The sequence below is a fragment of the Burkholderia sp. JKS000303 genome, from assembly GCF_002563755.1.
Taxonomy (GTDB): Bacteria; Pseudomonadota; Gammaproteobacteria; order Burkholderiales; family Burkholderiaceae; genus Burkholderia; species Burkholderia anthina_B.
This window is the reverse complement of record NZ_PDBZ01000001.1, coordinates 3,898,037-3,921,688: the sequence shown is the minus strand read 5'-3', so window position 1 is coordinate 3,921,688 and position 23,652 is coordinate 3,898,037. Positions and strand designations below refer to the sequence as shown.

The window sequence follows — 23,652 nt, the reverse complement described above, 5'->3', positions numbered from 1 at the left end:
GGGGTTCCTTTGAACGGGTATCGCGGATCAGCGCCCGACCTCGATTTCAAGCGGCAGCGGCGTGCCGAGAAATCCGCCGAACGCCCGGTAGAAGCCGGCTTCGTCGTCCCACGGGATCATGTGTCCGGCATTGGCGACGTGCACATGAACGAGATGCGGGACGAGACGCTGGAATTCGTCCACGTCGGCCTGCAGCACGACGTCGCCGCGCCCGGCCGTCATGAGCATCACCGGCAGGTCGAGCGCCGGCAGGTCGCGATGGATGTCGTCGGCGTGGAATCCGTCGAAGCTGGCGCGCACCGCCCGTTCGTCGCAGGTATGCAGCCATTCGGCGCGTAGCCGCAGTTGCTCCTCGGTCCAGGTCGGGCAGAATTCGCGCATCCCCTCGTAGCCGGCACCCTCGCGCGCGATGCGCATCGAATCGATGTACCACGGCAACTTCGACGGATACGGCCGGCGCCCCGGCCCCGACACCGGCGGATCGACCAGCACGATGCGCGCCAGGCCGGCGGGTTTCGCCGCCGCGGCCCGAATCGCGATCCGAGCGCCCATCGAGTGACCGACGACGCTATAGCGCTCGAGGCCGAGCGCACCGGCGAACGCGACGACGTCGCGGGCCTGCGCGTCCACGCTGTAGTCGAGCAGGTCCGATGCCGACGACAGGCCGCGGCCGCGCACATCGAGCACATAGGTGTCGTAGGTCGTGCCGAAATGCTTGCCGACGAAGCCCCAGGTCGCCGCCGGACTCGTGATGCCCGGCACGACAATGACCGGATCGTAGCCAGCGTGCAGCGTCTGCCGGCCACCGTAGCGCAGGTAGTGCTGGCGGATGCCGTTCGCGTGAACGTTGCCGCCGTACATGAAAGTGGAACGATCGCTCATGAAGACACTCCGCTTCGTCAGTACGCGCCGGACAGCAGCGCGCCGGCGCCCGGCACGACCGGTTCGAGATCGAGTTCGCGCAGCATCGCGTAGGTGGTCGCGATCGCCGCCGTGATCACCGGCTTGCCCGTCATCGCCTCGACCTGCGCGACGGCCGGCAGCGACGGCATCTGCACGCACGCGGACAGCACGATCGCATCGGCGTCCTGGTACGGCAGCGTTTTCACGATGTCGGGCAGGCGCGCCGGGTCGTGGCGGCCGACGTCGAGGTTGTCGGGAATTTCCAGCGCGCGGTACGCGAGCACGTCGAAGCCTTCGTGGCGGATGTAGTCGACCACGAGTTCGGTCAGGGCCAACATGTACGGCGCGACGACCACGATCCGCTTCGCGCCGATCACCTTCAGTGCGTCGACGAGCGCGCCCGCACTCGTCAGCACCGGCGCCTGTGCGCCGTTGTCCGCCGTGTGCTTCGTCAGGCGTGCCTGCGACACGCGGTGATAGCCGTGTCCCATCGCCATGATCGCGACTAGGCACGCGTAGCCGAGCACGTCGACGCGCGCGTCGCTCAGTTCCACCGCGCAGCGGTCGGACTCGGCATCCATCGCCGCGAGTTCCTCCTTGACGACTTTCTTCATCCGCATCCGGCTCGAATGAAACGTGAAGCGCTCGGGACGGATCGTTTCTCGCAACCGCAGCATTGCCGGGATCTCGGTTTCCATCGTCGTATTGGAGCTCGGCACGATCTGGCCGATACGAAATTGCTTGCTCATTTCAGGTTCCTGCATTTAAGGAAAAGGTTCGTGACGCCGCTACCCCGGCATCACAGCTTGAAAATGCGCGCCGCATTGCCGTGACAGACGAGTTGTCGCGTCGTATCGTCGAGCGGCGCCCGCTCGATGAAATCAGCCGCGGCGGCCGTCGATTCATACGGGTAGTCGACCGAGAACATCACCGCGTCGGCTCCCATTTCGCCGATCGCGCCGACCAGCGCGGGCGCCGAGCACACGCCGGACGTCGTGATCAGGATGTTTCGGCCGAAATATTCGGAGGGCCGGCGTGCGAGCGTCACACCGTGCGAATACACGGCAAACCGGCTGTCGAAACGCCAGCGCAGGAACGGCAGCCCTTCGCCCATGTGACCGAGAATCAGCTTGACGCGCGGGAAACGGTCGAACACGCCACCGAACAGCAGCCGTAGCGCATGGGTGCCGGTTTCGACGCCCCACCCCCACGCCGCGCCCGCCAGTTCCGGATGTCCGTCGAATACCCGCGGCATCACGTACGCATCGGTCGGATGCAGGTATAGCGGCACGTCGAGTTCCTGCAGGCGTACCCAGAACGGGTCGTAGGCCCGATCGTCGTAGTAGGTGCCGAACGTATGTCCGTTCACCAGCCCCCCTTTGAAGCCGAGCTTGTCGACCGTGCGCGTGAGTTCCTCGACGGCGGCGTCCGGCGAATGCATCGCCAGCGTTGCAAACCCGCCAAAGCGGGACGGGTGCCGCGCGATCTGTGCTGCCAGATAGTCGTTGCTTTCCCGTGCGCGGCTCACCGCGACAGCGCTGTCGTGCTCGCCCTGCACGCTCGGGCCGGTCTGCGACAGGATCGTGTAGTCGATCCCCGCGCGATCCATCTCCGCCAGCCGGAGTTCGTCGAAATCGGCCAGACGCGCGCCGAGATCGGCCAGAACCTCCGGCGCAATATGTTGGGTAAAGCTCTTCGAATACGCCTGAAAGCCGGGCGTCGAAAAATGTTCTTCCAGTGCGATCTTGCGAATGCGGTCGGTCACGTCAGGCTCCATTTATTCAGCATACTGATAATTAAGTCGGCGTTTGACGGACACCTGTCCGTCTACGGGAATTCCGCTCTCAGTTCCGTCCGAACAGGCGCTTGATACGCCCCCAGACGACGCTCCAGATCATCGCGCCGACATTGAACTTCGACGCTGCCAGTTCGGCCGCCGGCGCTGCGTCGCCGCCCAGTTGCGCGGTGATTCGCGCGCCGAAATCGGCGATCATCCGCCGCACGAAATCCTTGACGAGCCCCGATCGGGAAAACTGCGCGAGCGGCCCTTGCAGCATGTATTCAAGCGTCACCGCGACGCGCGTTTGCGCATCGCCCTGCTCCGGTGTCAGCGCATACGTGACGTCGCCGTTCGCGCGCGAGCGGCTGATATTGTCCTGGCCGGCACCGCGCATGACGGCGCGATGATTGGCGTCGTCGCGCTCGAGCCGCGCGGAACCCGCAAAATTCGCGGACATCGGGCCGAACTTGATCGCGATGCGCCCCTTGACCTTCTCCGCATCGTGCTCGACGAGTTCCGCCCCGGGCAGGCACGCCGTCACCGACGGCAGATCGCCCATGAATGCCCAGACGCGTTCGAGCGGAAACGGCACGATGAAGCTGTCGTCGATCGCGGTCCACCCCTTGCGGTCGGTCGTGGCCGGTGCGGCCGAGGATGCGTCCGGGGACCGCTCCGCAGACGCCTGCGGCGCGGCGGCACCCGGACCGGGATCGGTCTGCTTCGCATCGAAAGTCGTGAATCCGGCCGTTGCACGCACACTGCGGTCGACTGCCGCGACTGCCGGCGACGCGGATGAAACCGGCTGAGCAAGGGAGCTCTGCCTGAGGTCTTCGAGCACCGAGCGGATCGCCGCGACTATGCCCATATAACCGGTGCAGCGGCAAAGATTGCCCGACAGTTCGAGGCGCACACGCGCTTCGTCAGCGTCCGGGAAGCGACGCACGATGTCGCGTGCGGTGATCAGCATTCCCGGCGTGCAGTAGCCACACTGAAGCGCATGATGCTGCGAGAACGCGCGGCGCAGCCGTGTCATCAATTCGTCATCGTCGAAGCCCTCGATGGTCCGGACTTCGCGTCGATCGCATGCCACCGCGAACGTGATGCACGAGCGCACCGGCTCGTCGTCGCATAGCACCGTGCATGCGCCGCAGACGCCGTGTTCACAGCCCAGATGAGTGCCGGTCAGGTGTTGGGTGTCGCGCAAAAAATCGCCGAGATGCACGCGCGGCGCGACGTCGCTGCGGATCGGCTTGTCGTTGATCGTCAGTTCGATGGCAGACATGAATTCTTCCTGTCAAAGCGGCCTATCGGCCTATCGGCCGAACACGGAGGCAAGGCAGCGTGCGACCGCCGCCTCGTGCATGCCACGGTCTATCGCATCGGCATTGGGCATCACACCCGCGACCGCTGCCGCAATCGCGACGGGCGTGGCCGCGGCCGCCCCCTGGCGCGCAATCGCCGCCGCGAGGGTGTCGAGCGCCGCCGGCGGGCCGTCCAGTGCACCTGCCACGACGCGCGCCAGGCCCGTCTGCGGATCGAACACGGCGGCCGCACTCGCGTGTGCGAATTCGCCGGTCTTTCGGCACAACTTGTAGTATCCCCAGCGCGTTGCGTCGCTTGTCTTCGGCACCAGCACCGCCGAGATGAGTTCGCCATCGGCCAACTGGGTCGTGAATGCACCGAGCATGAAACCCGCGGCGCGCACCTGCCTAACGCCGGACGGCCCGCTCAGCTCGATCCGCGCATCGAGTGCGCTCAGCGCAAGCGGCCAGTCCGCTGCCGGATCGGCATGTGCGAGACTGCCGCCGATCGTGCCGCGATTGCGGATCGCCCGATAAGCGATACCCGCAGCAACGAACTGCAGCATGCCGCCGCGCAGCAGCGCAAACTTGCCGTCCTCGATCTCGGCATGCGTGACCGCCGCCCCGATCCGGACATCGTTGCCGGCGTCGCCGACCTGACGCAACGCGTCGATGCGCGACACGTCGATCACGCACGCGGGCCTGGCCAGGCGCAGATTCAGCATCGGCCCCATCGACTGGCTGCCGGCGATCGGCTTTGCACTTCCCGCTGCCTGCTGCAACGCGTTCAATGCGTCGGCAATCGACGTACACGCTACATATTCAAACGCCGCGGCCTTCATCGAATCGCCTCCTCGGTTGCACCGACCGGTTGCGCGCCGGATGCGCGCGCCCCCGTCGCCGTCTCGATTGCCTGCAGCAACCGGCGTGGTGTGAGCGGCGTTTCCGATACCTGTGCACCCAGCGGCCGAAGCGCGTCGTTGACTGCATTGAACAACGCAGCGGGCGGTGCGATTGCGCCGCCCTCGCCCACGCCTTTCGCACCGAATTCCGTGTACGGCGATGGCGTTTCCATGTGATGAATCCGCAGTGACGGCAATTCGGTCGGCCCCGGCAACATATAGTCGGCGAGCGTGGAGGTCAGTGGCTGCGCGTTGTCGTCATAGAGGGTTTCTTCGTAGAAAGCGGTGCCGATGCCTTGCGCCGTGCCGCCGATCGTCTGCCCTTCGACCACCATCGGATTGATCATCGTGCCGCAGTCTTCAACGATGACATAATCGAGAATGTCGACATGTCCGGTTTGCGTATCGACCGCGACGACCGCCGCATGCGTCGCGTAGCTGAATGCGCCGGTATCGACCGCCGGCTTGAAACCCTGGGTCGTCTCCAGACCAGCCAGATCGACGCCTTTCGGCAGCAGGTCGGGTCGCATATACCAGGCCGCCGCGACGTCGGCGAGCGCGACGCTGCCGCCTGCGCCGATCACGCGCCCCGCATCGAATCGCACGGCGCTCTCCGCTTCGTTCAGCAAATGTGCGCCGATCCGGATCAGTCTCGGGATCAGCTCACGGCAGGCCGCGGCGACCGCGCCGCCCGCCATCACGATGCTGCGCGACGCGTAAGTGCCCGTCGAATACGGCGTCAGCGCCGTATCCCCATGCACCAGCCTGATCTTCTGCACCGGCACGCCGAGGACTTCGCTCGCGATCTGGGCGAGCGTCGTCTCCATGCCCTGCCCGTGCGAATGAATCCCTGCGCGCAGTTCGATGCCACCGTCGGCCGTGATGCGAGCCGTCGCAAGGTCGTAGCCCGGTACGACAGGAAGCCCCCACGATGCGAACACCGAGGTGCCGTGCGCCGATTGCTCGGTGAAGGTCGCGAAACCGACGCCGACCAGCCGCCCGTCCGCCTCGCCTTGCGCCTGACGCTGTCGCCAACCGGCCACGTCGATCTGCTCGACGGCCCGCCTGAGGCTCTCCTGGAAATCACCGCTGTCGTAGTGCTTCTTCACGACGTTCGTGTACGGCATGTCGGCACCGCGCACGAGGTTGTCGTGACGCACCTCCCACGCTTCGCGGCCGACTGCGCGCGCAATCGCGTCCATCGTCAGCTCGATCGCGAAGCACACGCCCGTGCGGGCAACGCCGCGATACGGCAGGAAGCCCGGCTTGTTGGTCGCCGCGCACTGCGTACGGCACCGGTAGCCGCGGAAGTCGTAAGGCCCGGGCAAGTTGCCGAGTGCCTGCCCCGTCTCGAGGCCGATGGTGAACGGCCACGCCGAATAGGCGCCGCCGTCGATCAACAGTTGCGCATCGAGGGCGAGCAATCGGCCGCGATCGTCCGCATACGCGGTCAGCTCGTAGTGGTGCTGACGCGTATTCGCACCCGCGATCAGATGTTCCCGTCGATCCTCGATGAACCGGAACGGTCGCTTGTAAGTCAACGCGAGCCATGCAATGCACAGCTCTTCCTGCTGGAGCACGCACTTGTAGCCGAATGCACCGCCGACGTCCGGAGAAATGACCCGGACCTGCGCCTGATCCAGTCCGAGACACTGCGCGAGAATCGTGCGGATCATGTGCGGCACTTGCGTCGAAGTAATCACGACGAGCTGCGCCTGCGGATGATCCCAATACGCGAGCACTGCCTTGCCTTCCATCGGCACCATGCATTGGCGCGCCAGGTCGACCTTCTGCGTCACGACCACGCTGGCGCGTTGCGCATGCACGTCGAAATCGACGTCGGCCTTCATGTCGAGAAACAGGTTGTCCGGCCAATGCTCGTGCACGCGGGTGTCCGTTCGCTCGCGCGCCGTAAAGGCGTTCGCGAATGCCGGCAGCTCGTCGAGATCGAGTTCGATCTCCTCGGCGATGTCCTCGGCTTCCGCTCGCGTATTCGCGAAGCACATCGCGATCGGCTCGCCGACGAAGCGGACCTTGTGTGCCGCCAGCGGCGGATGGGCGGACGACTTGTAGCTGGGCAGGCTCGAATCCGCGACGATATCGGTCGCCCCGACCATGTCTTCACGCACGATGACCTGACCGGCGAATCGCTCCGGCTTGCCGATCTGCCGAATGACCGCATGCGCGACCGGGCTGCGCAGGAACGCCACTTCCTGCAGATCGGGAAACGCGTAGTCCGCGACAAACCGGCCCTTCCCGTGCAGATGCCGTTCATCCTCGCGGCGTCGCACGCGTGCGCCGACGCCGCCGCTATCGACCGGTGCCTCCCTCTTCGCTGCTTCGCTCATATGCTTTCCTCCGGGGCCGCCGTCATACGGGGTACGCGAGATCATTGGCAATCAGCGCCGTGTCGTACACGGCCTGCCGCTCTTTCAGCAGCAGAATGCCGCCGTTGCGCGCAAAGCGATCGTACAGCCGCCCTGCCTGATGAACCGACGTCGCGCCCTCCACGAGCGTTTGCAGCAGCACATAGTTGCTCTGCGCGACGATCTCCTCGTCGTTTGCGTCGAGAATCCGTACGTTGGTGACGAGATGCAGCACCCGGCGCGGCGCGAACATCTGCGTGCGCGAAATCGCGACCGCGCGATCCCGCAGCATGTCGCGCCCTTCCGCATAGACGAGCCCGACCGGCAACCCGAGTTCCGCGTTCTCGTATTCGGTCACGCGATACACGCACTGTTCGGCAAAGAACTCGGGCCAACGCTCGATCTCTCCGCCATCCAGCGTCGCGCAGTACTCGGCATGAAACGCCTCGACCGCCATGCGGGCCGCGATCGCGGCCTCGTACGCGATCGGCTTTTTGTCGAATCCTTTCAGCATCAGAACCCCATCACTTCCCGATAGTGTTTGTACATGGCGCGAATCGCCGCTTCCGAGATCAGGTTGTCCGCGGTGCCGATCTTGTCGCCGTCCAGCTTGATCACGCTGCGATCGGTCACGGAACGGCGCACGCCTTCCTGGACGAACTTCATCGCCTCGTTGTCCTCCAGCCCCAGAAAGCCCGACGGGCCCATCAGGTTGCCCTGGCGCAGCCGATGGCGGACCATCTCGTCCGTGTCGTCCTCGTAGCCGAACATCGTCCAGAGCATGATCATGCTGTTCGGCCCGTTCGGCACGATGTGGCGCACGCCGAGCGTGTTCATTTCGCGCTGCACGATCAGGTTCGGCCAGATCGTCTGCATGGTCACCGACCACTCCGAATCGAACTCCTTGACGAATTCCAGGAAGCGCTCGTCGCGCAGCACCATCCCTTCGTGGAACGAGCGCATTTCCTTCTTCTTGTCTTCGTCGACCTGGGCGTAGAGATCGTCGCTCTTGGCCGATGCCATCGTGCCGTGAATGCCGTACTTGCTGTCCGCGATCATCGCGGAGCGGTTTCCCGCCACCAGCAGTCCGAACACCACGAGAAACGAATGCAGCAGCGTCGCGTGATACGGATCCTTCAGGTTCTCGTGATACATCTTCCAGTTGCACGGCAGCTCGTTCTTGTAGAAGCCGAGAATACGCAGGCGCTTGCCGTTGAACACCGTATCGAAGTCGTCGAGAATCTCCGGCGTCAGGTATTCGTCGAGCGGCTCCATGTCGTGCACGAACGACGCGAACACGATGCCGTTGCGTGTCGCGACCGCGAGCTTGCGCAGCCCGTGCGCTTCGTTGCGGAAATCCTTCGGCATGCCGCCCAGCTTGTTCACGCCGCGCTTGAACGGAATGCCCTGCAGGTTGCCTTTCAGGTCGTACGACCATTGGTGGTACGGGCACACGAATTCCTTGTTGTTGCCGCGGCTGTGCCGGCAGAATTCCGCGCCGCGATGCGCGCACCGGTTCTCGAATACGTTGATGGAACCGTCCTCGGCGCGCGACACCACCACCGGGGTCGGCCCCACATACGAACGCTTGTAGTCGCCGGCGTTCGGCACCTCGGCTTCGAGCGCGACGAAGTTCCAGGTGCGACCGTGGAAAATGCGCTCGACCTCGCGCGCATACACGGCGTCGCTCGTATAAACCCAGTCGGGAATCGCATGAAGGCCTTCGTCAGGCCAGACGAGCGATTCGACCGGAAGGTTTTTTGCTTGCGGCGTCCCGCCGCCAATAATGGTTTCACACGAATACACATCGTTCTCCGCTGAGGCGCGGCCCGCGCGCCCGAATTGATGACTACACCGCCCGATGATCCAGTTGCCGCAATTTGACCGCGGGATCCGCGAGCGCGGCCGGGTCGACGGACGTCCCGCGCTCGACCAGCCGGCGCAACGCACGCAACTCACCGCCCTGGTTGACCGCCAGCGCGTACGCGATCACCCCGTCGCGCAATCCGATCGACAATGCCTTCCCGTCGGGAGACGGGCGTTCGATCCAGTGCTCGATCGAGTGATCCGGCATGCCGAGCATCTGGATGTTCCAGTCATACTGATCGGTCCAGAACCACGGCGTGGGCCGGTAAGCCGTGTGCTCGCCCGCCATGTTTCTTGCCGCGACGATGGCCTGCTCCTGCGCGTTCTGCCATGACTCGAGACGCAGTCGCTGGCCGGTCGCGCCGAACGGAAAGTTCGCGCAGTCGCCCGCGGCGTAAATGCCCGGCACCGACGTGCGGCAGTATTCGTCGACCAGGATTCCATTGCCGGTTGCAATGCCCGACGCGCGTGCGAGATCGTCGTTCGGCGTCTGCCCGATGGCGACGACGCAGAAGTCGAAGTCGGCCGTGCCGCCGTCGGTGACCATGCGGACATCGTGTTTGCGCGGGTCGACGCGCAGCGCATCGGCATTGAAGATGAACCGTACGCCGTGCGACTCGTGCTTCGCACGCAACCGGTCCGCAAAGGCGGCCGGGACTGCGCGCCCCAGCAGCCTCGGCGCGGTTTCGTAGATCGTGACGTCGAGCCCCCGCGAACGTGCACTCGCCGCGAACTCGAGCCCGAGAAAGCCGCCGCCGATGACGGCAACCGATTTCGAGCGAGTCAGCCGTTCGCGCAACCGCATCGCATCCGCGAGTGTCCGCAGCGAATACACGTGCGCTCCGCTCGGCAGGCCCGGCAAGTCCCGCGCGCGCCCGCCCGTGGCCAGCAGGCATTGATCGAAGCGGAGCGGCGGCCCGTTCCGGAACCCGGCGATGCGATTCGCGACGTCGAGCCGTTCGACACCCTCGTCGCGCCGCTCGATGCGCGCGTCGACATAGAACGACTCGGGTTGCAGCCAGCCTGCAAAGCAATCGGCGTCGTTGTCCGCGAGCAGCACGTCCTTCGATAGCGGCGGCCGCTCATACGGCCGCACGCGCTCATCCCCCGCCAACACGATGCGACCGGTGAATCCTGTCGCGCGCAATGCTTCGGCAGCCCGGCCGCCGGCCTGCCCCGCGCCGATGACGAGAATCGTCTGCGCCATCGGTTGCCCGTCGGACATCGGCACACTCACAGGGCCACCATGATCGAATCGCCTTCGACGCGAACGTCGTAGACGCGTACCGGCGTCGTTGCCGGCGCACACATCGCGGCGCCGGTGCGGATATCGAAACGCCCCTGGTGAAGCGGACACTCGATGCAACCGTCTTCCATGTAGCCGTCGCTCAACAGCGCGAACTGGTGCGTGCACACGTTGTGGGTGGCATGAACGTTCCCGTCGAGCAGGTACAACGCAATCCGTTCATCGCCGATCGTCACCGGAAGCGGCTCGTCCTCGACCAGGTCGGTCAACTTCGCCGCGAATATGTAGTTCATCTGCCTCGCCTTATTTAATCAGTATGCTGACGAAATAAGGCTACCAGCTTCCAGAATGAAGTCAAGAAATCCAAAAAGAGCGTTTACCCTGAGCCGGTGCCGGTGAAGCGTGGGTGGACGGCGTGGCGATGTCGATCGGTTGCGTTTGTGCGGCGCTCGGGAGCACGTGGTTGCCGCTATGTACTTATTTTCGAGCCGCCAGCGAAGCGCGCTGCGGTCAGGCGCTTCCTCGTTGCGAGGTCGCACTCGGCATGAAGAAATGGATGCGCCCGACGCGCTGGGGGGAAATCGGCAGATCGCGGTTTCCTGGCGTCAAGGTCTCGTGATGCCACCCGGCCCGAAGGCGGTCAATTGCGCTCACACACTTTCGCAGGCGCACGCCCCAACACCGCCTGGATCCCGCTGCCGAACTGCGTGACACCCACACCGGCCAGAATCAGCACGACCGCCAGATACTCGGCCGATGTCGTCGGTTCGCCGACCAGCACCGCGCCGATGAACAGCGCGACCACCGGCGGGATATACGTCACGCTCGACGCGGCGAGCGCGCCAAGATGCTCGACGATGTGATAGTACGCAAGGTACGCGATCCCGGTGCCCAACATGCCCAGCCCGAACACCAGGCCAAACGCCGCGCGCGGATGCTGCAGCAGCACGGCGGCGCCGTCGAGCGGCGTAAACGCAAGCAGGTACACGGCCGCCAGACCGACCTGATACGTCGTCAACGCGACGCCCGGGATCCTGAGCGGCGCAATGAACCGCTTCGCGTAGATGAACGACAGGCCCATCGCGAACGACCCGCCGAGCATCCAGCACACGCCGGCCAGGTCGATCCCGCTGACGTTTGCCGACCACGGGCGCGCGATCAGCGTCACGCCGATGAAGCCGAGCGCCACGCCGATCGCCTTCCACACGTCCATGTCCTTGCGGCCTTGCAGCATCGCCGAACACACCACGGCGAAGATCGGAATCGTCCCGCTGAGCATGCCTGCGACGCCGGACGGCAGCCGCGCCGCGCCCTGCGCAAAGGTAAAGTAATCGAGGAACGTCGCGAGCAGCGACATCACGAAAAAATGATGGATGTACCGCAGGTGCGCCCACTTGAGCGATCGCGTCGCCAGCGCATAGGCCAGAATCGGCGCGAAGCCGCACAACACGCGAAGCAGCGTAACCTGCGCCGGCGTCACGACGTCGGCCGCCCATTTCATGAAGATGAAATTGGATCCCCAGATCCCGCCCAGCAAACAGAAAGCCAGTAGTGCTGATTTCTTCATCGCCATTCCATTGAACTGTTCGTCGCGCTTTCGACACCGCGCCCGCGACCGGCGATCAATCGTCCTTCAGCTCGAAAACGGCCTCGATCTCCAGCGGCGCGTTGTTGAGTGGCAGCACCGACACACCCATCGCGGAACGCGCATGACGCCCGCTTTCGCCGAGGACATCCACGAGAAAATCCGACGCGCCGTTGACCACCGCGGGTTGCGCCACGAATCCGGGCACGCACGCGACAAAGGCCGAGAGCCTGACGACACGCGACAGACGTTCGAGGTCGCCGATGGCCGCTTTCACATGCGCCAGCATGTTGATCGCGCAGATCCTTGCGAGCGCTGCCCGCACGCCACATCGAGATCCCGGCCGAGCATGCCCGTCGTTTCGAGCCGGTTGTCCACGAATGGCAACGCACCGGCGAGAAACAGCTGACTCCCGGTCCTCACGAACGGACGTAGTTGGCCGCAGGCTTCGGCGCGACGCGCAGCACGACGCCGAGCACCTTCAGGCGCCCTTTGATATCTCTTTGCATCTTCACGACGTTCGCACGCACGCCGTCCCGATCCTGGCTCGACTTACAGCGCCCGCACGATGCCGCCGTCGACGCGAATGTTCTGCCCGGTGATGTAGCCGGCGCCTTCGGACAGCAGGAACGTCACCGTTTGCGCGATCTCCTGCGTCTTGCCGAAACGGCCGACCGGAATGCGGGCAACGATTTCGGGCGTTTCCGGCCAGCTGTCGATGAAGCCCGGCAGCACCGAGTTGATCCGGATGTGGTCCTTCGCATAACGATCCGCGTACAGGCGCGTGAAGGAACTGAGCGCCGAGCGCAGCGCGGACGACACCGGCATGGCCTGCTCGGGTGCATCGGCCGCGAAGCTCGAAATGTTGACCACCGCGCCGCCGCCCTGCTTCAGGAAAACCGGCGTCACGCGGCGCAGCACGCGCACGACGTTGAGCACGATCAGATCGAGCCCTTCGTGCCACTTGTTGTCTTCGATGGAGAGCAGGTCGCCCTTCGGCGGATGCCCGGTGTTGTTGACGACCGCGTCGATGCGGCCGTACTTCGCGAGCGTCTCGTTCACGAAGCGCTCGATGTCGGCGTCTTCGGTGACCGACCCCGCGATGCCGAAACCGCCAAGCTCCTTCGCCAGTTCGACGGCGCTGCCGGACGGCGACATCAGCGCGACGCGATAGCCGTTGCTGGCCAGATCCCGCGCGATCGCAGCGCCCATGCCCTTGCCCGCCGCCGTTACTAAAGCCACTTTCTCTACAGTCATGCTGTTCTCCTGGATAGGCCGGCGGTACGCCGTGTTCGATGTCGACATCAATCTATAGCAGCACTCTAGGACTCTATAATGCAATTGTCGAACGATGATTTCTCCAGTCACCCTGTAGAATTTCTACTGCATGAAGACTCTTTTTCGTACCCGCCGGTTCCCGCCGCTCAATGCGCTTCGCGCGTTCGAGGCATCGGCGCGCCACCTCAATTTCCGGCTGGCCGCCGATGAACTCGGCGTGACCCAGGGCGCGGTCGCGCAGCAGGTCAGGCATCTGGAAGACGCCGTGGACGTCCAGCTCTTTCGGCGCTTGCCGCGGGGGCTCGCGCTGACACGCGACGGGCTCGAATATTTCTCGTCGGTCCAGCGCGCGCTGCAGATCATCGCCGACGCAACGGACGCGCTGGGCCAGCGCGCGACGATCCTCACCGTCAGCACGACGCCGTCGTTCGCGTCGAAGTGGCTGATTCCGCGACTGTCGGACTTCAGCCGGCTGCATCCCGACATCGAGGTGCGCGTCATCGCCGACGAACGGCTCGCGACGTTCAAGGCCGATGGCGTCGACATCGCGATTCGGCTGTGCAAGCCGCCGTTCGCGCCCGGTTTGACTGGCGAATCGCTGTTCCCACTCGATATCTTCGCCGTCGGCAGCCCGAAATTGCTCGATGGCAATCCGCCGATCCGGAAGCCCGCCGACTTGTCGAAGCACGTGCTGCTGCACGACGCCCACGATCTGTGGCCCGAATTCCTTCACAAGCTCGACGGTAAAGTGCAAGCCGATCCGACCAAAGGGCCGCGGTTCAGTCAGACCCTGCTTGCCATCGACGCCGCAGTCGCCGGTCAAGGGATTGCGCTGACCAGCGAGCCGCTGGTCGAACGCGATATCGCGGATGGCCGGCTGCGGCGCGTGTTCGATTTTTCTTTCCCGATGACGCTTGGGTTTTATGTCGTCTTTCCGCAAGCGAACGCGCATTCGGAAGCGCTCGAAGCCATGCGCGACTGGTTGTTTGCGCAATATGGAAACGCGCGCTGATCCGGCGTTTCAACGTGTGTCACGCGCTGCCGCGCATTGGTTTCCCGCCCTGACACCGCTCGCCGCTCGTTCGGCGATCCCTGCAGCAATGCCCTCAGGCGGGTTTCCTGACGCCTTCGCCGTCAACGGCCCTGCCCGCCACGGCACCATCGACCTCGTCGATCCGCAGCAACCGGCCCGCATTGGCGATCACGATGAACGTGCCGACGTTGTGCAGGATCGCGGCCCAGACCGCGCCGAGCACACCGGTCGCGGCCAGCGCGAGGACGGCGAGCGTCCATGCGAGTCCGATCGCCGCATTGGTCGTCGCCGTGCGCCGGCAATGCCGGCCGAGGCGGATGCAGGTCGCAATCCGCTTCAGGTCGTCGCCGAGCAGCACGACGTCGGCCGACGCGATCGCGATGTCGACGCCGCGCTCGCCCATCGCGATGCTGGTCGAGCCTGCCTTGATCGCCAGCACGTCGTTCAGCCCATCGCCGACGACGAGCGGATGCCGGCCGGCGCCGATCTCGCGCATCACGTAATCGAGCTTGTCGTGCGGCAGCGCCTGCGCGACCACGGTCTCGATGCCGGTCTCGGCGGCGACCTTGCGCGCCACCGGTTCGCGATCGCCGGTGAGCAGTGTCTGCCGCGCGAGGCCAAGCGTACGCAGCTCGGCGAGGGCATCGCGCGCGTCGGGCCGCAGCGTGTCGGAGAAACCGAACCACGCGAGCAGCCGTCCGTCGAGCATGAGGCCGACGAGCGGCCCGTCGAACCCGTCGGGAGGCGACGGCAACGCGCCCGCATGGTCGGCGAGCAGCGCGGGCCGGCCCAGTACCGCGGTGCCGTCGGGCGTATCGGCAACGACGCCGAGCCCGCGCAGTTCCCGCGTGCGTTCGAACGGCGCAACGGCGGCACGGGTGAATCCGCACGCGACGGCATCGCGCACCAGCGCGCGGCTGGCCGGATGCGCGCTGCCTTCACCGAGCCGCGCGGCCAGCGCGCGCGCATGCGCGCCGTCGACGCCGGGTTGCAGCCACACCTGCCGGACCTGCAATTCCCCGCGCGTGAGCGTGCCCGTCTTGTCGATCACGAGCGCGTCGACCTCGGCGATCTTGTCGAGGAACGCGGCGTTGCGAAACAGGATGCCGTGCCGCGCGCCGACCGCGATCCCGGCGATGGCCGTCGATGGCGCGGCGAGCACCAGCGCGCACGGGCACGCGGCCACGATGACCGCGAGCATCGCCGACGCGTTCGCGGACGTGAACCAGACGATCGCGGCGATCAGCAGTACGAGCGCGAGATAGGCGCCCATGTGCCGCTCGAGCACCTGCGTGACGGGCGGCTTCGCCCGTTCCGCCTGCTGCATCAGCGCGATGATCTTGCCGAGCGCCGAATCCTGGCCGGTGTGCGTGACCTCGATGCGCAGCACGCCGTCCAGGTTCAGCGCGCCGCCGTACACGGTGCTGCCTTCGTCGACGTCGTGCGGCACGGATTCGCCGGTGATCGGCGCGTTGTCGACGCTCGACGCGCCCGCCACCACGATGCCGTCGACCGGAATGCGCGCGCCGGCCACCACTTCGATCCGGTCGCCGGCATGAAGCGCGTCATACGCGACTTCGGTGACGCTGCCGTCCGCGCCGACGCGGCGTACGCGGCCGGCCGTCAACTGGCCGAGCGCGCGAATGGCTTCCTGCGAGCCCAGCACGCTGCGCTCTTCGAGCGCGTGCCCGAACGTCATCACGATCGGCAGCAGCGCGGCCGTGGTCATGTCGCCGATCGCCCATGCGGCCAGCATCGCGAGCGCGATCAGCCGGTCGGTCACGCCGTGCAGGCTCGGCGCGCGCAGGCTGTGCCACGCGCTCGCAAACACGGGCCCCGCGACGATCAGCGACGCGAACGCGGCCAGTATCTGCGCGAGGGTGTCGTCGCCGGATGAGCGCGCGCGCCACACGAACGACAGCACGAGCAGCCCGCCCGCGAGCAGCGCCAGCGCGATCTGCCGCGTGATCGTGCGACGTTCGTCGGTGGACAGCGCGTACACCGTCGCGGCGTCCGGCTTCGCGGCCGGTTCGGCGAGCATCTTCATCGGGCGTTCCCGGGCAGGATCAGGTTCGAGGTGTCGCGCGGATCGAGGGTCGTCACGCGCCCTGCTTTCGACAGCACGCGCTGCACGCGATCGCGATAGAGCCGTGCCAGCAGCCCCGGATCGCCGTTCTCGCGCAGCGTTGCGTCGAGTTGCCGGATTTCGAGCGTGTCGGTCTGCGCGGTGGCGACGCGCTCGGTCGCGCGCGCCTGCGCTTCCTGGACGATCCGGTCGGCATCCTGCTGCGCGTCCTGCCGCCGCTGTTCGGCGGCGGTGCGTGCTTCGGCGACGGTCCGTTCGGCGAGCTGCAGCGACGTCAGCACCGAGTTGAACGCGTCGGCGGCCGCGCCGGGAAACGCGGGCTGCACGTCGACGCGCGCGACTTCGACGCCGAGCCCCGCGTGTGCCGCGTCGAGCGCACGCAGGTGCCGCGCGATCGCGTCGGCGAGATCGCCGCGCAACCGTTCGCGACGCGCGGCCATCTGACGGTCCGCGGCGATCTGCTCGGGCCGGGCGACCAGGATCGCGTCGAGATCGCGGGCCGCCGCGACCTCGACGGCCGACGCGGACACGATCCGTTCGAGCGCCGCATCGAGGCGGTCCTGCTGCAGGACATACGCGTACGGATCGCTGACCCGGTAATAGAGAACCGCACCCAACGCGACGGCACCGCCGTCGCCCGTCAGCACGTAGCCGGAGCCGGCGAGCGCGTCGGGCAGCCGCGCGACACCCGCCGCGGACGGTGCGACCGCGCGCGGATCGCGGTCGAGCGAGCGGATCTTCTGTTCGAGCACGCGTGCGGCGCCCGGCACGAGCCGCACCGACTCGAATGGTCGCGGCCACGCGATCACGAGCCCGGCATCCTGAGTGCGCACGAGCGCGCCGAAGCGCATCACGACCGCGCGGCTGTCGGCCGGAATCCGCCGGATGTTCGAGCTGGCCCACGCGCACGCGGCCAGCACCGCGAGTGCGGCAATGAACCAGAACGACAGGCGCACGGCCTGGGCGCCGGGCCCGAGCGGCGGTGCCGGCTGCGCGCTCATCGTGCGGCCCGGTGCGACTTCGGCGCCGGCGTGCCCTGCCCGGCCGCGTCGGTCGGCCCTTGCACGAGCACGCGGAACGGCGCGGCATCGGTGCGCAGGATCAGGTTGGTATTGGTGCCGACCACCGCGTTCAGCGTGTCGAGCGACCGCAGCATCGTGTACAGGTGCGGATTGCCCGCATAGCTCTTGCCGTAGATGTCGGCCGCGTCCTTGCGCGATTGCGCCTCGATGTCGGCCGCCTTGACGTTCGCGTCGGCAATCGCGATGCGGGCATCGCGCTCGGCGTCCGAGCGAATCTGCGCGGCTTCGCGATTGCCGTCCGCGGTGCGCTGTGCCGCCACGGTCTCGCGCTCGGCGCTCATCCGGTCGACGGTCGCGGCGAGCGTGACGGCCGGCAGCGTGAGCCGTTCGAGCCCGACCTGCGCGACGCGCACGCCATAGGTTGCATACAGCTGCGCGTCGATCTGCCGGCGCAGCGTGTCCTCGAATTCGCCGATCTTCACCTGTGCCGGATCGGTGTTCACGAGCGACGCGAGGTCGTACCCGGCGGACGTCGTCTGCAACGCGGACCCGACGAGCGAGCGAATCTGCCGGGCCGCTTCATCGGGCTCGTTGCCGACCACGCGCATGAAACGCCCGATGTCGCGCGCATCGGCCGGCACGCGCCACGCGACGTAGGCCTCGACGATGATGCGCAGACCATCACGGGTGCCGACGTCCTGCAGGCCGCTCGACGTCGTGTGCAGGCGCAGGTCGACGGGCGTGACTGCGTCGATCGGCGCAGGCAGGCGCCACGCCAGCCCCGGTTCGAGCAGCACGCGCACGGGACGCCCGAAACGCGTGATGACCGATGCCTCGCCGGCACGCACCTGCACGAAGCTCGCGACGACGAGCGCGACGAGCACGCACAGCGCCGCGACGGCGACGCGCAGCCGGAATGCGCCGGGCGGCTGCGGTGCGCCGTGATGCGCGTGGTGGTCGTGGCCGTGGCCGTGGTGCGCATGATCATGCGCGTGCGAATGAAACAGACTCACGATATCGCCCCGGGTGCGGCGTCGTCCGCGTGCGGGGCGGCGGCCTGTGCCGCCGCCGTCTTGCCCCGCCCGCTTGAACCTTGCCGCGACATGTCAATGAATGCCGGCCAGATCGCCGGCGGGAGTGTTGCGCAGATCGACGGTGGCCCGCGTGCCGTCGGCCAGCCGGTCGTCGATGATCGTCATGCGCGCGTTGCGCAGGCCGTGCTGCAGTTTGTTCAGGTAATACTCGAACGCAAACGCGGGACCGCCGAGCCGGTACGCCACCAGGTCGGCATCGAAATCGATCTGCTGCACGCGCGCCGACGACAGCGTGTCGCCTACCTGCGCTTCGGCTTGCGCGATCCGCACGAGCGCCTGCTGCTGCGCGTTGCCGAGCAGGCCGGCCGCGAAGCCGCGTGCCTGCGCGACGCTGCCCTGCGCACGGATCTGCGCGGCCTGCACTTCGTGGAACGCGGCGGCGGCGCCGGTCGGCGGATGCACGCTCTCGATCACGACCGCGACCACGTCGACGCCGCTCTGCAGCCGGTCGAGCTGCTGCTGGATCGCCTGCTTCAACTGTTCGGCCATCGCGGCCTGATTCGTCTCGAGCAGCGATTCGAGCGTGTGCGAAGCGAGGTAATGAACCAGCTCGCGATTGGCGCTCACGCGCACCGTGCTGTCCGGGTCGCTCGTCCGGTAGAGCGCCGCACGCGCATCGGCATCGGTCGGGCCGAGACGATAGTCGACCCGCACGTCGGCGTTGACGATCTGGAAATTCTGCCGGTCGCCGTTCGCGCCGGCGATCACCTGGGTGGTTTCCCACGGATGGGCCACGTCCCAGAGGCGGTTGAGCCGCTCGGGTGTCGGGCCGTCTGCGGGCGCCGCACGCGTGTCGGCGGTGTCGTCGTTCGCGCTGCCCGCGATCGCGACCTGATGCACGGCGCCGTTGTCGACGATGCGTGCGCGCCCGAACGGCCAGGGCAAGCCGACGTGCAGGCCGGGCTGCCAGACGGCGACCGGCGCGCCGAACCGTTCATATACCGCGCGCTGCTCCGGGTTCAGGACGATGACGGCGGTGAGCAGCCACGCACACGCGACGGTCGCGCCGAGCGCGCCGGGCAGCAGCCGCACGAAGCTGCGCCAGCCCCAGCTTTGTCGCAGGTCGATGCCGTAGCGATCGCGCAATTCGGCGTCGAGCGACGCCAGCGGCGACGGGCGCCGGCTCAGCAGGCCGGCGATCGCACTGGTCGGCACGACGGCGCCGCGCGGCACGTCGAACCACGACAGCACGCCGCGCACGGCCAGTTCGGCCGCGACGAGCGCGTTGAGCAGCGCGACGACATGCACGAGGCCGTCCGCCGCGCGGTGCAGGAACACGAACCATGCGGCGGCCAGCGCGCCCGCGAGCGCTGTGACAAGCGCCATGCGCAGCATCCGCGTGAGCGACGCGGAAACCGCCGACGTGCCGGCCGTCGCCGCATGATGGCGTTCGGCGACGAGCGTGAGAAAAGCGAGGACGAGGCATGCGGCACCGGCCGCGAGCGTGGGCTCGGGCGCGGCCATCGCGCGCACCAGCATGACCGGCGCAGGCGGCAGCCACGCGAACGCGGCAATCCCGGCGGACAGCACGGCGCCCGCGGTGACGGCCACCGGCCGCCAGTCGATCGCGGCGGCGATCGCCGGCCACGGGTTGTCGTATTGCTCGGGTGCCTGCTTGCGGCGGAACGCGCTGCGAAACCAGTCGACGAGCAGGCCGGCGGCCAGCCCTTGCGGCGGGCGGCGACGCGCGCGCTCGGCGAGCAGCACGCCAATCGCGACGACGAGCACGTTGCACCATGCGCTCGCGAGCGGTGCGCACCAGCGCAGGTCGACGGGCAGCAGATCGACGACGCTCAGCGTGGCGAGCGCGGCGCCCAGCAGTGCGGCGGCCCCTGCAACCGGTGCGAGTGCATCGCGGCCGGCCCGGCTGCCGGGATTGTCGTCGTTGCCTTGCGTCTGTTGCCCCATCGGGGTTCCTTACGTCTGCATTACGGAATGCGCGGCCGCCCGCGCGGAATTCTGCGAGCGGCAATGTATCGCGGTGGGCGATGAAACTCAAGGCGACCGGCGCGATTGCAGATAATTTGCGAGTAATCGCAGCGGCACGGACAAAACCGGGTTCGCGCGATCAATCGAAATGGCGCGCATCGCGGTCCGGTTGAAACGATGGAGTCCGCGGTCGCAACAACGGCGCCGGACGAAACAACCCCGCCGGTTGCCACAACGCACGTCATAAATCCATACTGCGTCCACCGGCAACCCACGCCCTTCGCGATGCATTACCGCCCCGACGATATCCGCCGCCTGCTCCTGAGCGTACCGACGCTTTGCCTGAATCGCCCGGGCCCGGCGGAATCGTTCCTGCGCGGCGTCGTCGATGCGGGGGCCGAACTCGCTCACGTATTGCGCGACTATCCGCAGGTCCGCTACCAGCCGCTCGACTTCCACTACGTTTGCCGGCAAAGCCTGTCCGCGCTGAGCGATGCGCTGCTGATCGACCTGACGCACGACCTGCAGCACGGATGGCCCGGGGCGCAATGGGCCGCGCTGTTGATCGCGCTGTCCGGCGACGCGCGCTACCTGCCGCATCTCGACGCCGTTCGAACCGATCGCGGCGTCGCCTGGACCGCCGAGCTCGCCGAAGCGGCCGTGAGCCCCGACGCGCGATCGTCGCCATTCCGCTGCTGCCGGTTGATCGTCGAACTTCGCGATCAGCTCGCGTCGATGCCGCGCGTCGGCGTGAGGTTGCGCCTGCAACCTCCAGTGGATGCGCTCCTCGCCCGGGCGGCGGCCGTGCGTGCCGCGTATCGCAGCGGGAATGTCGACATGGCGCTCGAGATCGCCCGTCGCGACGCCGACGCGAATCGCTGAGCACAATCCCCCGGCACGACGGCACGCCGCCGTGCCGCGCGCCGATTCCGCCCGATTTTGCATAGGACCTTTCCTGTGCAACGCCTTAATCGCACGTCGCACGACTCCAATAATGGCCGCTCGATCCGTCGGCGTCGGGCGCCGACGCGACCCGCCGGCGCCCGACGCCGGACCCACGATAAAAAATCCTATGCATTCCTATAAAACGAACCGACACGCCAGCACGACCGCGGCGCACGCCGTCCGCCGCGGCCGCCTCGCCTCGGGCAAGACCGCGGGGACGGTCATTGCCGCCTGCATCGCCCCGTTCATGCCCGGCATCGCGCAGGCACAAAGCAGCGTCTCGCTGTACGGCCTGATCGACACGTCGATCACCTACGCGACCAACCAGCGCACGCAAGGCGCCGGTTCGCCCGGCAGCGGCAGCGTCGCGATGACGAGCGGCGCATTGAACGCGTCGCGCTTGGGATTGCGCGGCCGTGAGGATCTCGGCGGCGGCACGTCCGCGGTGTTCGCGCTCGAAAGCGGTTTCTCGGGAACGACCGGCAAGCTGTCGCAGAAAGGCGTCGACCTGTTCGGCCGTCAGGCATGGGTCGGTGTCAGCTCGCGCACGGCCGGCACGCTGACGTTCGGCCGCCAGTACGACGAGATCCTCGAGTTCGTGACGCCGCTCGGCGCGGCCGGCCCCGGCTGGGGCGGCAATCTCGCGGTGCATCCGTACGACAATGACGACTCGAACCGCAACCTGCGCATCAACAACGCGGTGAAGTACACGAGCCCGACCTATCGCGGGCTGACGTTCGGCGCGATGTTCGGGTTTTCGAACCAGGCCGGCGAGTTTTCGAACAACGCCGTCTGGAGCGCCGGGCTCGGCTATGCCAACGGGCCGGTGAAGTTCGGCGCCGGCTACCTGAAGATCAGCCGCGATCGCAACGCGCCGAACCCGGATGGTGCGCTCAGCACGGTCGACGGGTCCGCGACGATCACGGGCGGCAACCAGCAGATCTGGTCGGTTGCCGGACGCTACGTGTTCGGCCTGCACTCGGTCGGTGTCGCATGGTCGCACTCGACGACCGACGGCGTGACCGGCGTGCTGCAGGGCGGTGGCATCACGCCGCTGAAAGGCGAATCGCTCGTGTTCGACAACTTCACGGTCGACGGCCGCTACGTCGTCACGACGGCGTTCAGCCTGGCCGCCGCGTACACGTACACGATGGGCCGCTTCGACAGCCACGCGGGCCAGACGCGTCCGAAATGGAACCATGTCGTCGCGCAGGCCGATTACGCGTTCTCGAAACGCACGGATGCGTATCTGGAAGGCGTCTATCAAAGCGTGAGCGGCGGTAACGGCAATCCGGCGTTCAACGCGACCGTCTGGACGATGACGCCTTCCGCCAACAGCAACCAGCTCGTCGTCGCGCTGGGGTTGCGGCACAAGTTCTGACGGCGGCGCGGCTGCATGCCCGGGGCCGCGCTTTAAGCCTCGCTTAATCGTCGCTGCCTACGCTGAAAGGGCCGCGCACGCGCGGCCCTTTCGCTGCGATGCGCGTTCATCCCGAGCGCGAATCCGGCAAGCCAACGTGACGCGTCCGCACTGCGGGCGCGGCGATACCTGCTTGCCGCGCGCTGCGCACACCGTGTGCACGGCGCCTTTCGACGATGGCGGAGCCTGTCATGAACACGCCTACCCTTCCGCTGGAACCCATCGACACGCACCGGCGCACGTTGCTCATCGCGACGACCGTCACCGGCGGCATCGGCTGCATCGCGACCGCGATCCCGTTCGTCGATTCGCTGTCGCCGCCCGCGAGCGCACTGGCGGCCGGCGCACCGGTCACGGTCGACATCAGCGGCCTCGCCGCCGGCGCGATGATGACGGTCGGCTGGCGCGGCAAACCGGTCTTCATCGTCAACCGGACGGCGGCGATGCTCGACGCCGTCACGAAAGCCACGCCGATGGTCGCGGATCCGGACACGCTGCATCCGTTCTCGATGCCGTTGCCCGACTACTGCCGCAACCCGTTCCGCGCGCGGGCCGACCGCCGCAACCTGCTGGTGGTCGTCGGCGTCTGCACGCATCTGGGCTGCACGCCGATTCCGCGCTTCCAGCCGGGCGCGCAGCCGAACCTGCCCGACGACTGGCCCGGTGGGTTCCTGTGCCCGTGTCACGGCTCGACCTACGATCTCGCGGGGCGCGTGTTCCGCGACAAGCCCGCACCGCAGAACCTGGACGTACCGCGTTATCTGTTCACGTCGCACACCGTACTCGTGATCGGCCGGGACGAACACGGCGACGCGTAACGCATGACGAGCCCGAGCCCGCGCGCAAGCCGCCCGAGCGTGGCTCGGGGTCGCTCGCGCGAGCAAGAACGCGTCCTG

The 23,652-nt window shown here is 66.9% G+C and carries 21 protein-coding genes; 4 read left to right on the top strand and 17 right to left on the bottom strand.

Features of this window, described 5'->3' with window-relative positions; genetic code table 11:
* Window positions 1-27 precede the first annotated feature (27 nt).
* The 13 genes from BX604_RS18530 to BX604_RS18470 all read right to left on the bottom strand — a co-directional run bounded on the left by BX604_RS18530 (window position 28) and on the right by BX604_RS18470 (window position 13,206).
* Entirely contained in the window at window positions 28-882 is an 855-nt protein-coding gene (locus tag BX604_RS18530; protein WP_098552068.1) for an alpha/beta fold hydrolase, read from the bottom strand.
* Between the two features lie 17 nt (window positions 883-899).
* Window positions 900-1,652 (bottom strand): maleate cis-trans isomerase family protein, encoded by a 753-nt coding sequence (locus tag BX604_RS18525; RefSeq protein WP_098552067.1) that lies wholly within the window; start codon window positions 1,650-1,652, stop codon window positions 900-902.
* A gap of 50 nt (window positions 1,653-1,702) precedes the next feature.
* Window positions 1,703-2,680 (bottom strand): amidohydrolase family protein, encoded by a 978-nt coding sequence (locus tag BX604_RS18520; RefSeq protein WP_098552066.1) that lies wholly within the window; start codon window positions 2,678-2,680, stop codon window positions 1,703-1,705.
* A gap of 67 nt (window positions 2,681-2,747) precedes the next feature.
* Window positions 2,748-3,965: a xanthine dehydrogenase family Fe-S subunit gene (locus tag BX604_RS18515; protein ID WP_098552065.1), complete on the bottom strand. Its 1,218-nt coding sequence runs from the start codon at window positions 3,963-3,965 to the stop codon at window positions 2,748-2,750.
* Window positions 3,966-3,995: 30 nt separating this feature from the next.
* Complete coding sequence (locus BX604_RS18510) at window positions 3,996-4,826, bottom strand: FAD binding domain-containing protein (RefSeq protein ID WP_098552064.1); 831 nt, start codon at window positions 4,824-4,826, stop codon at window positions 3,996-3,998.
* On the bottom strand, window positions 4,823-7,234 hold the full coding sequence (locus tag BX604_RS18505) for a xanthine dehydrogenase family protein molybdopterin-binding subunit (RefSeq protein WP_098552063.1): 2,412 nt from the start codon (window positions 7,232-7,234) through the stop codon (window positions 4,823-4,825). Before BX604_RS18505 ends, BX604_RS18510 begins: the two co-directional genes overlap by 4 nt.
* A gap of 22 nt (window positions 7,235-7,256) precedes the next feature.
* Window positions 7,257-7,766 (bottom strand): aromatic-ring-hydroxylating dioxygenase subunit beta, encoded by a 510-nt coding sequence (locus tag BX604_RS18500; RefSeq protein WP_098552062.1) that lies wholly within the window; start codon window positions 7,764-7,766, stop codon window positions 7,257-7,259.
* Window positions 7,766-9,058, bottom strand: a complete 1,293-nt coding sequence (locus BX604_RS18495; RefSeq protein ID WP_098552061.1) for an aromatic ring-hydroxylating dioxygenase subunit alpha — start codon at window positions 9,056-9,058, stop codon at window positions 7,766-7,768. The genes BX604_RS18500 and BX604_RS18495 overlap by 1 nt, the downstream gene beginning before the upstream one ends.
* A 43-nt stretch (window positions 9,059-9,101) precedes the next feature.
* Complete coding sequence (locus tag BX604_RS18490) at window positions 9,102-10,343, bottom strand: NAD(P)/FAD-dependent oxidoreductase (protein WP_257146356.1); 1,242 nt, start codon at window positions 10,341-10,343, stop codon at window positions 9,102-9,104.
* Window positions 10,344-10,351: 8 nt separating this feature from the next.
* Window positions 10,352-10,657 carry a non-heme iron oxygenase ferredoxin subunit gene (locus BX604_RS18485; protein ID WP_098552060.1) on the bottom strand — a complete coding sequence of 102 codons (306 nt, stop codon included), beginning with the start codon at window positions 10,655-10,657 and terminating at the stop codon, window positions 10,352-10,354.
* Window positions 10,658-11,004: 347 nt separating this feature from the next.
* On the bottom strand, window positions 11,005-11,931 hold the full coding sequence (locus BX604_RS18480; protein WP_098552956.1) for a DMT family transporter: 927 nt from the start codon (window positions 11,929-11,931) through the stop codon (window positions 11,005-11,007).
* 55 nt (window positions 11,932-11,986) lie between these two features.
* Entirely contained in the window at window positions 11,987-12,331 is a 345-nt protein-coding gene (locus BX604_RS18475; RefSeq protein WP_257146388.1) for a RidA family protein, read from the bottom strand.
* A 170-nt stretch (window positions 12,332-12,501) separates the two neighbouring features.
* On the bottom strand, window positions 12,502-13,206 hold the full coding sequence (locus BX604_RS18470; RefSeq protein WP_098552955.1) for an SDR family oxidoreductase: 705 nt from the start codon (window positions 13,204-13,206) through the stop codon (window positions 12,502-12,504).
* 130 nt (window positions 13,207-13,336) lie between these two features.
* On the opposite strand from BX604_RS18470, the gene gcvA reads away from it, so the two are divergent.
* A complete protein-coding gene (gene gcvA, locus BX604_RS18465) occupies window positions 13,337-14,239 on the top strand; it encodes a transcriptional regulator GcvA (RefSeq protein WP_098552059.1) in 903 nt (300 codons plus the stop codon).
* Between the two features lie 94 nt (window positions 14,240-14,333).
* Here gcvA and BX604_RS18460 read toward each other — a convergent pair whose 3' ends face one another.
* From BX604_RS18460 to hflK, 4 genes are all read right to left on the bottom strand, one after another.
* A complete protein-coding gene (locus tag BX604_RS18460) occupies window positions 14,334-16,307 on the bottom strand; it encodes a heavy metal translocating P-type ATPase (RefSeq protein ID WP_179894824.1) in 1,974 nt (657 codons plus the stop codon).
* Window positions 16,304-17,347 carry an SPFH domain-containing protein gene (locus BX604_RS18455; RefSeq protein ID WP_098552058.1) on the bottom strand — a complete coding sequence of 348 codons (1,044 nt, stop codon included), beginning with the start codon at window positions 17,345-17,347 and terminating at the stop codon, window positions 16,304-16,306. Before BX604_RS18455 ends, BX604_RS18460 begins: the two co-directional genes overlap by 4 nt.
* Window positions 17,344-18,381 (bottom strand): protease modulator HflC, encoded by a 1,038-nt coding sequence (gene hflC / locus BX604_RS18450; RefSeq protein WP_098552057.1) that lies wholly within the window; start codon window positions 18,379-18,381, stop codon window positions 17,344-17,346. The genes BX604_RS18455 and hflC overlap by 4 nt, the downstream gene beginning before the upstream one ends.
* A gap of 93 nt (window positions 18,382-18,474) precedes the next feature.
* A complete protein-coding gene (hflK, locus tag BX604_RS18445) occupies window positions 18,475-20,370 on the bottom strand; it encodes a protease modulator HflK (protein WP_098552056.1) in 1,896 nt (631 codons plus the stop codon).
* Between the two features lie 306 nt (window positions 20,371-20,676).
* Here hflK and BX604_RS18440 point away from each other — a divergent pair, with 306 nt between their 5' ends.
* The 3 genes from BX604_RS18440 to petA all read left to right on the top strand — a co-directional run bounded on the left by BX604_RS18440 (window position 20,677) and on the right by petA (window position 23,574).
* Window positions 20,677-21,273 carry a hypothetical protein gene (locus BX604_RS18440; protein ID WP_098552055.1) on the top strand — a complete coding sequence of 199 codons (597 nt, stop codon included), beginning with the start codon at window positions 20,677-20,679 and terminating at the stop codon, window positions 21,271-21,273.
* A 190-nt stretch (window positions 21,274-21,463) separates the two neighbouring features.
* A complete protein-coding gene (locus BX604_RS18435) occupies window positions 21,464-22,717 on the top strand; it encodes a porin (RefSeq protein WP_098552054.1) in 1,254 nt (417 codons plus the stop codon).
* Window positions 22,718-22,947: 230 nt separating this feature from the next.
* Window positions 22,948-23,574: a ubiquinol-cytochrome c reductase iron-sulfur subunit gene (gene petA / locus BX604_RS18430; protein ID WP_098552053.1), complete on the top strand. Its 627-nt coding sequence runs from the start codon at window positions 22,948-22,950 to the stop codon at window positions 23,572-23,574.
* The last annotated feature ends 78 nt before the right edge of the window (window positions 23,575-23,652 follow it).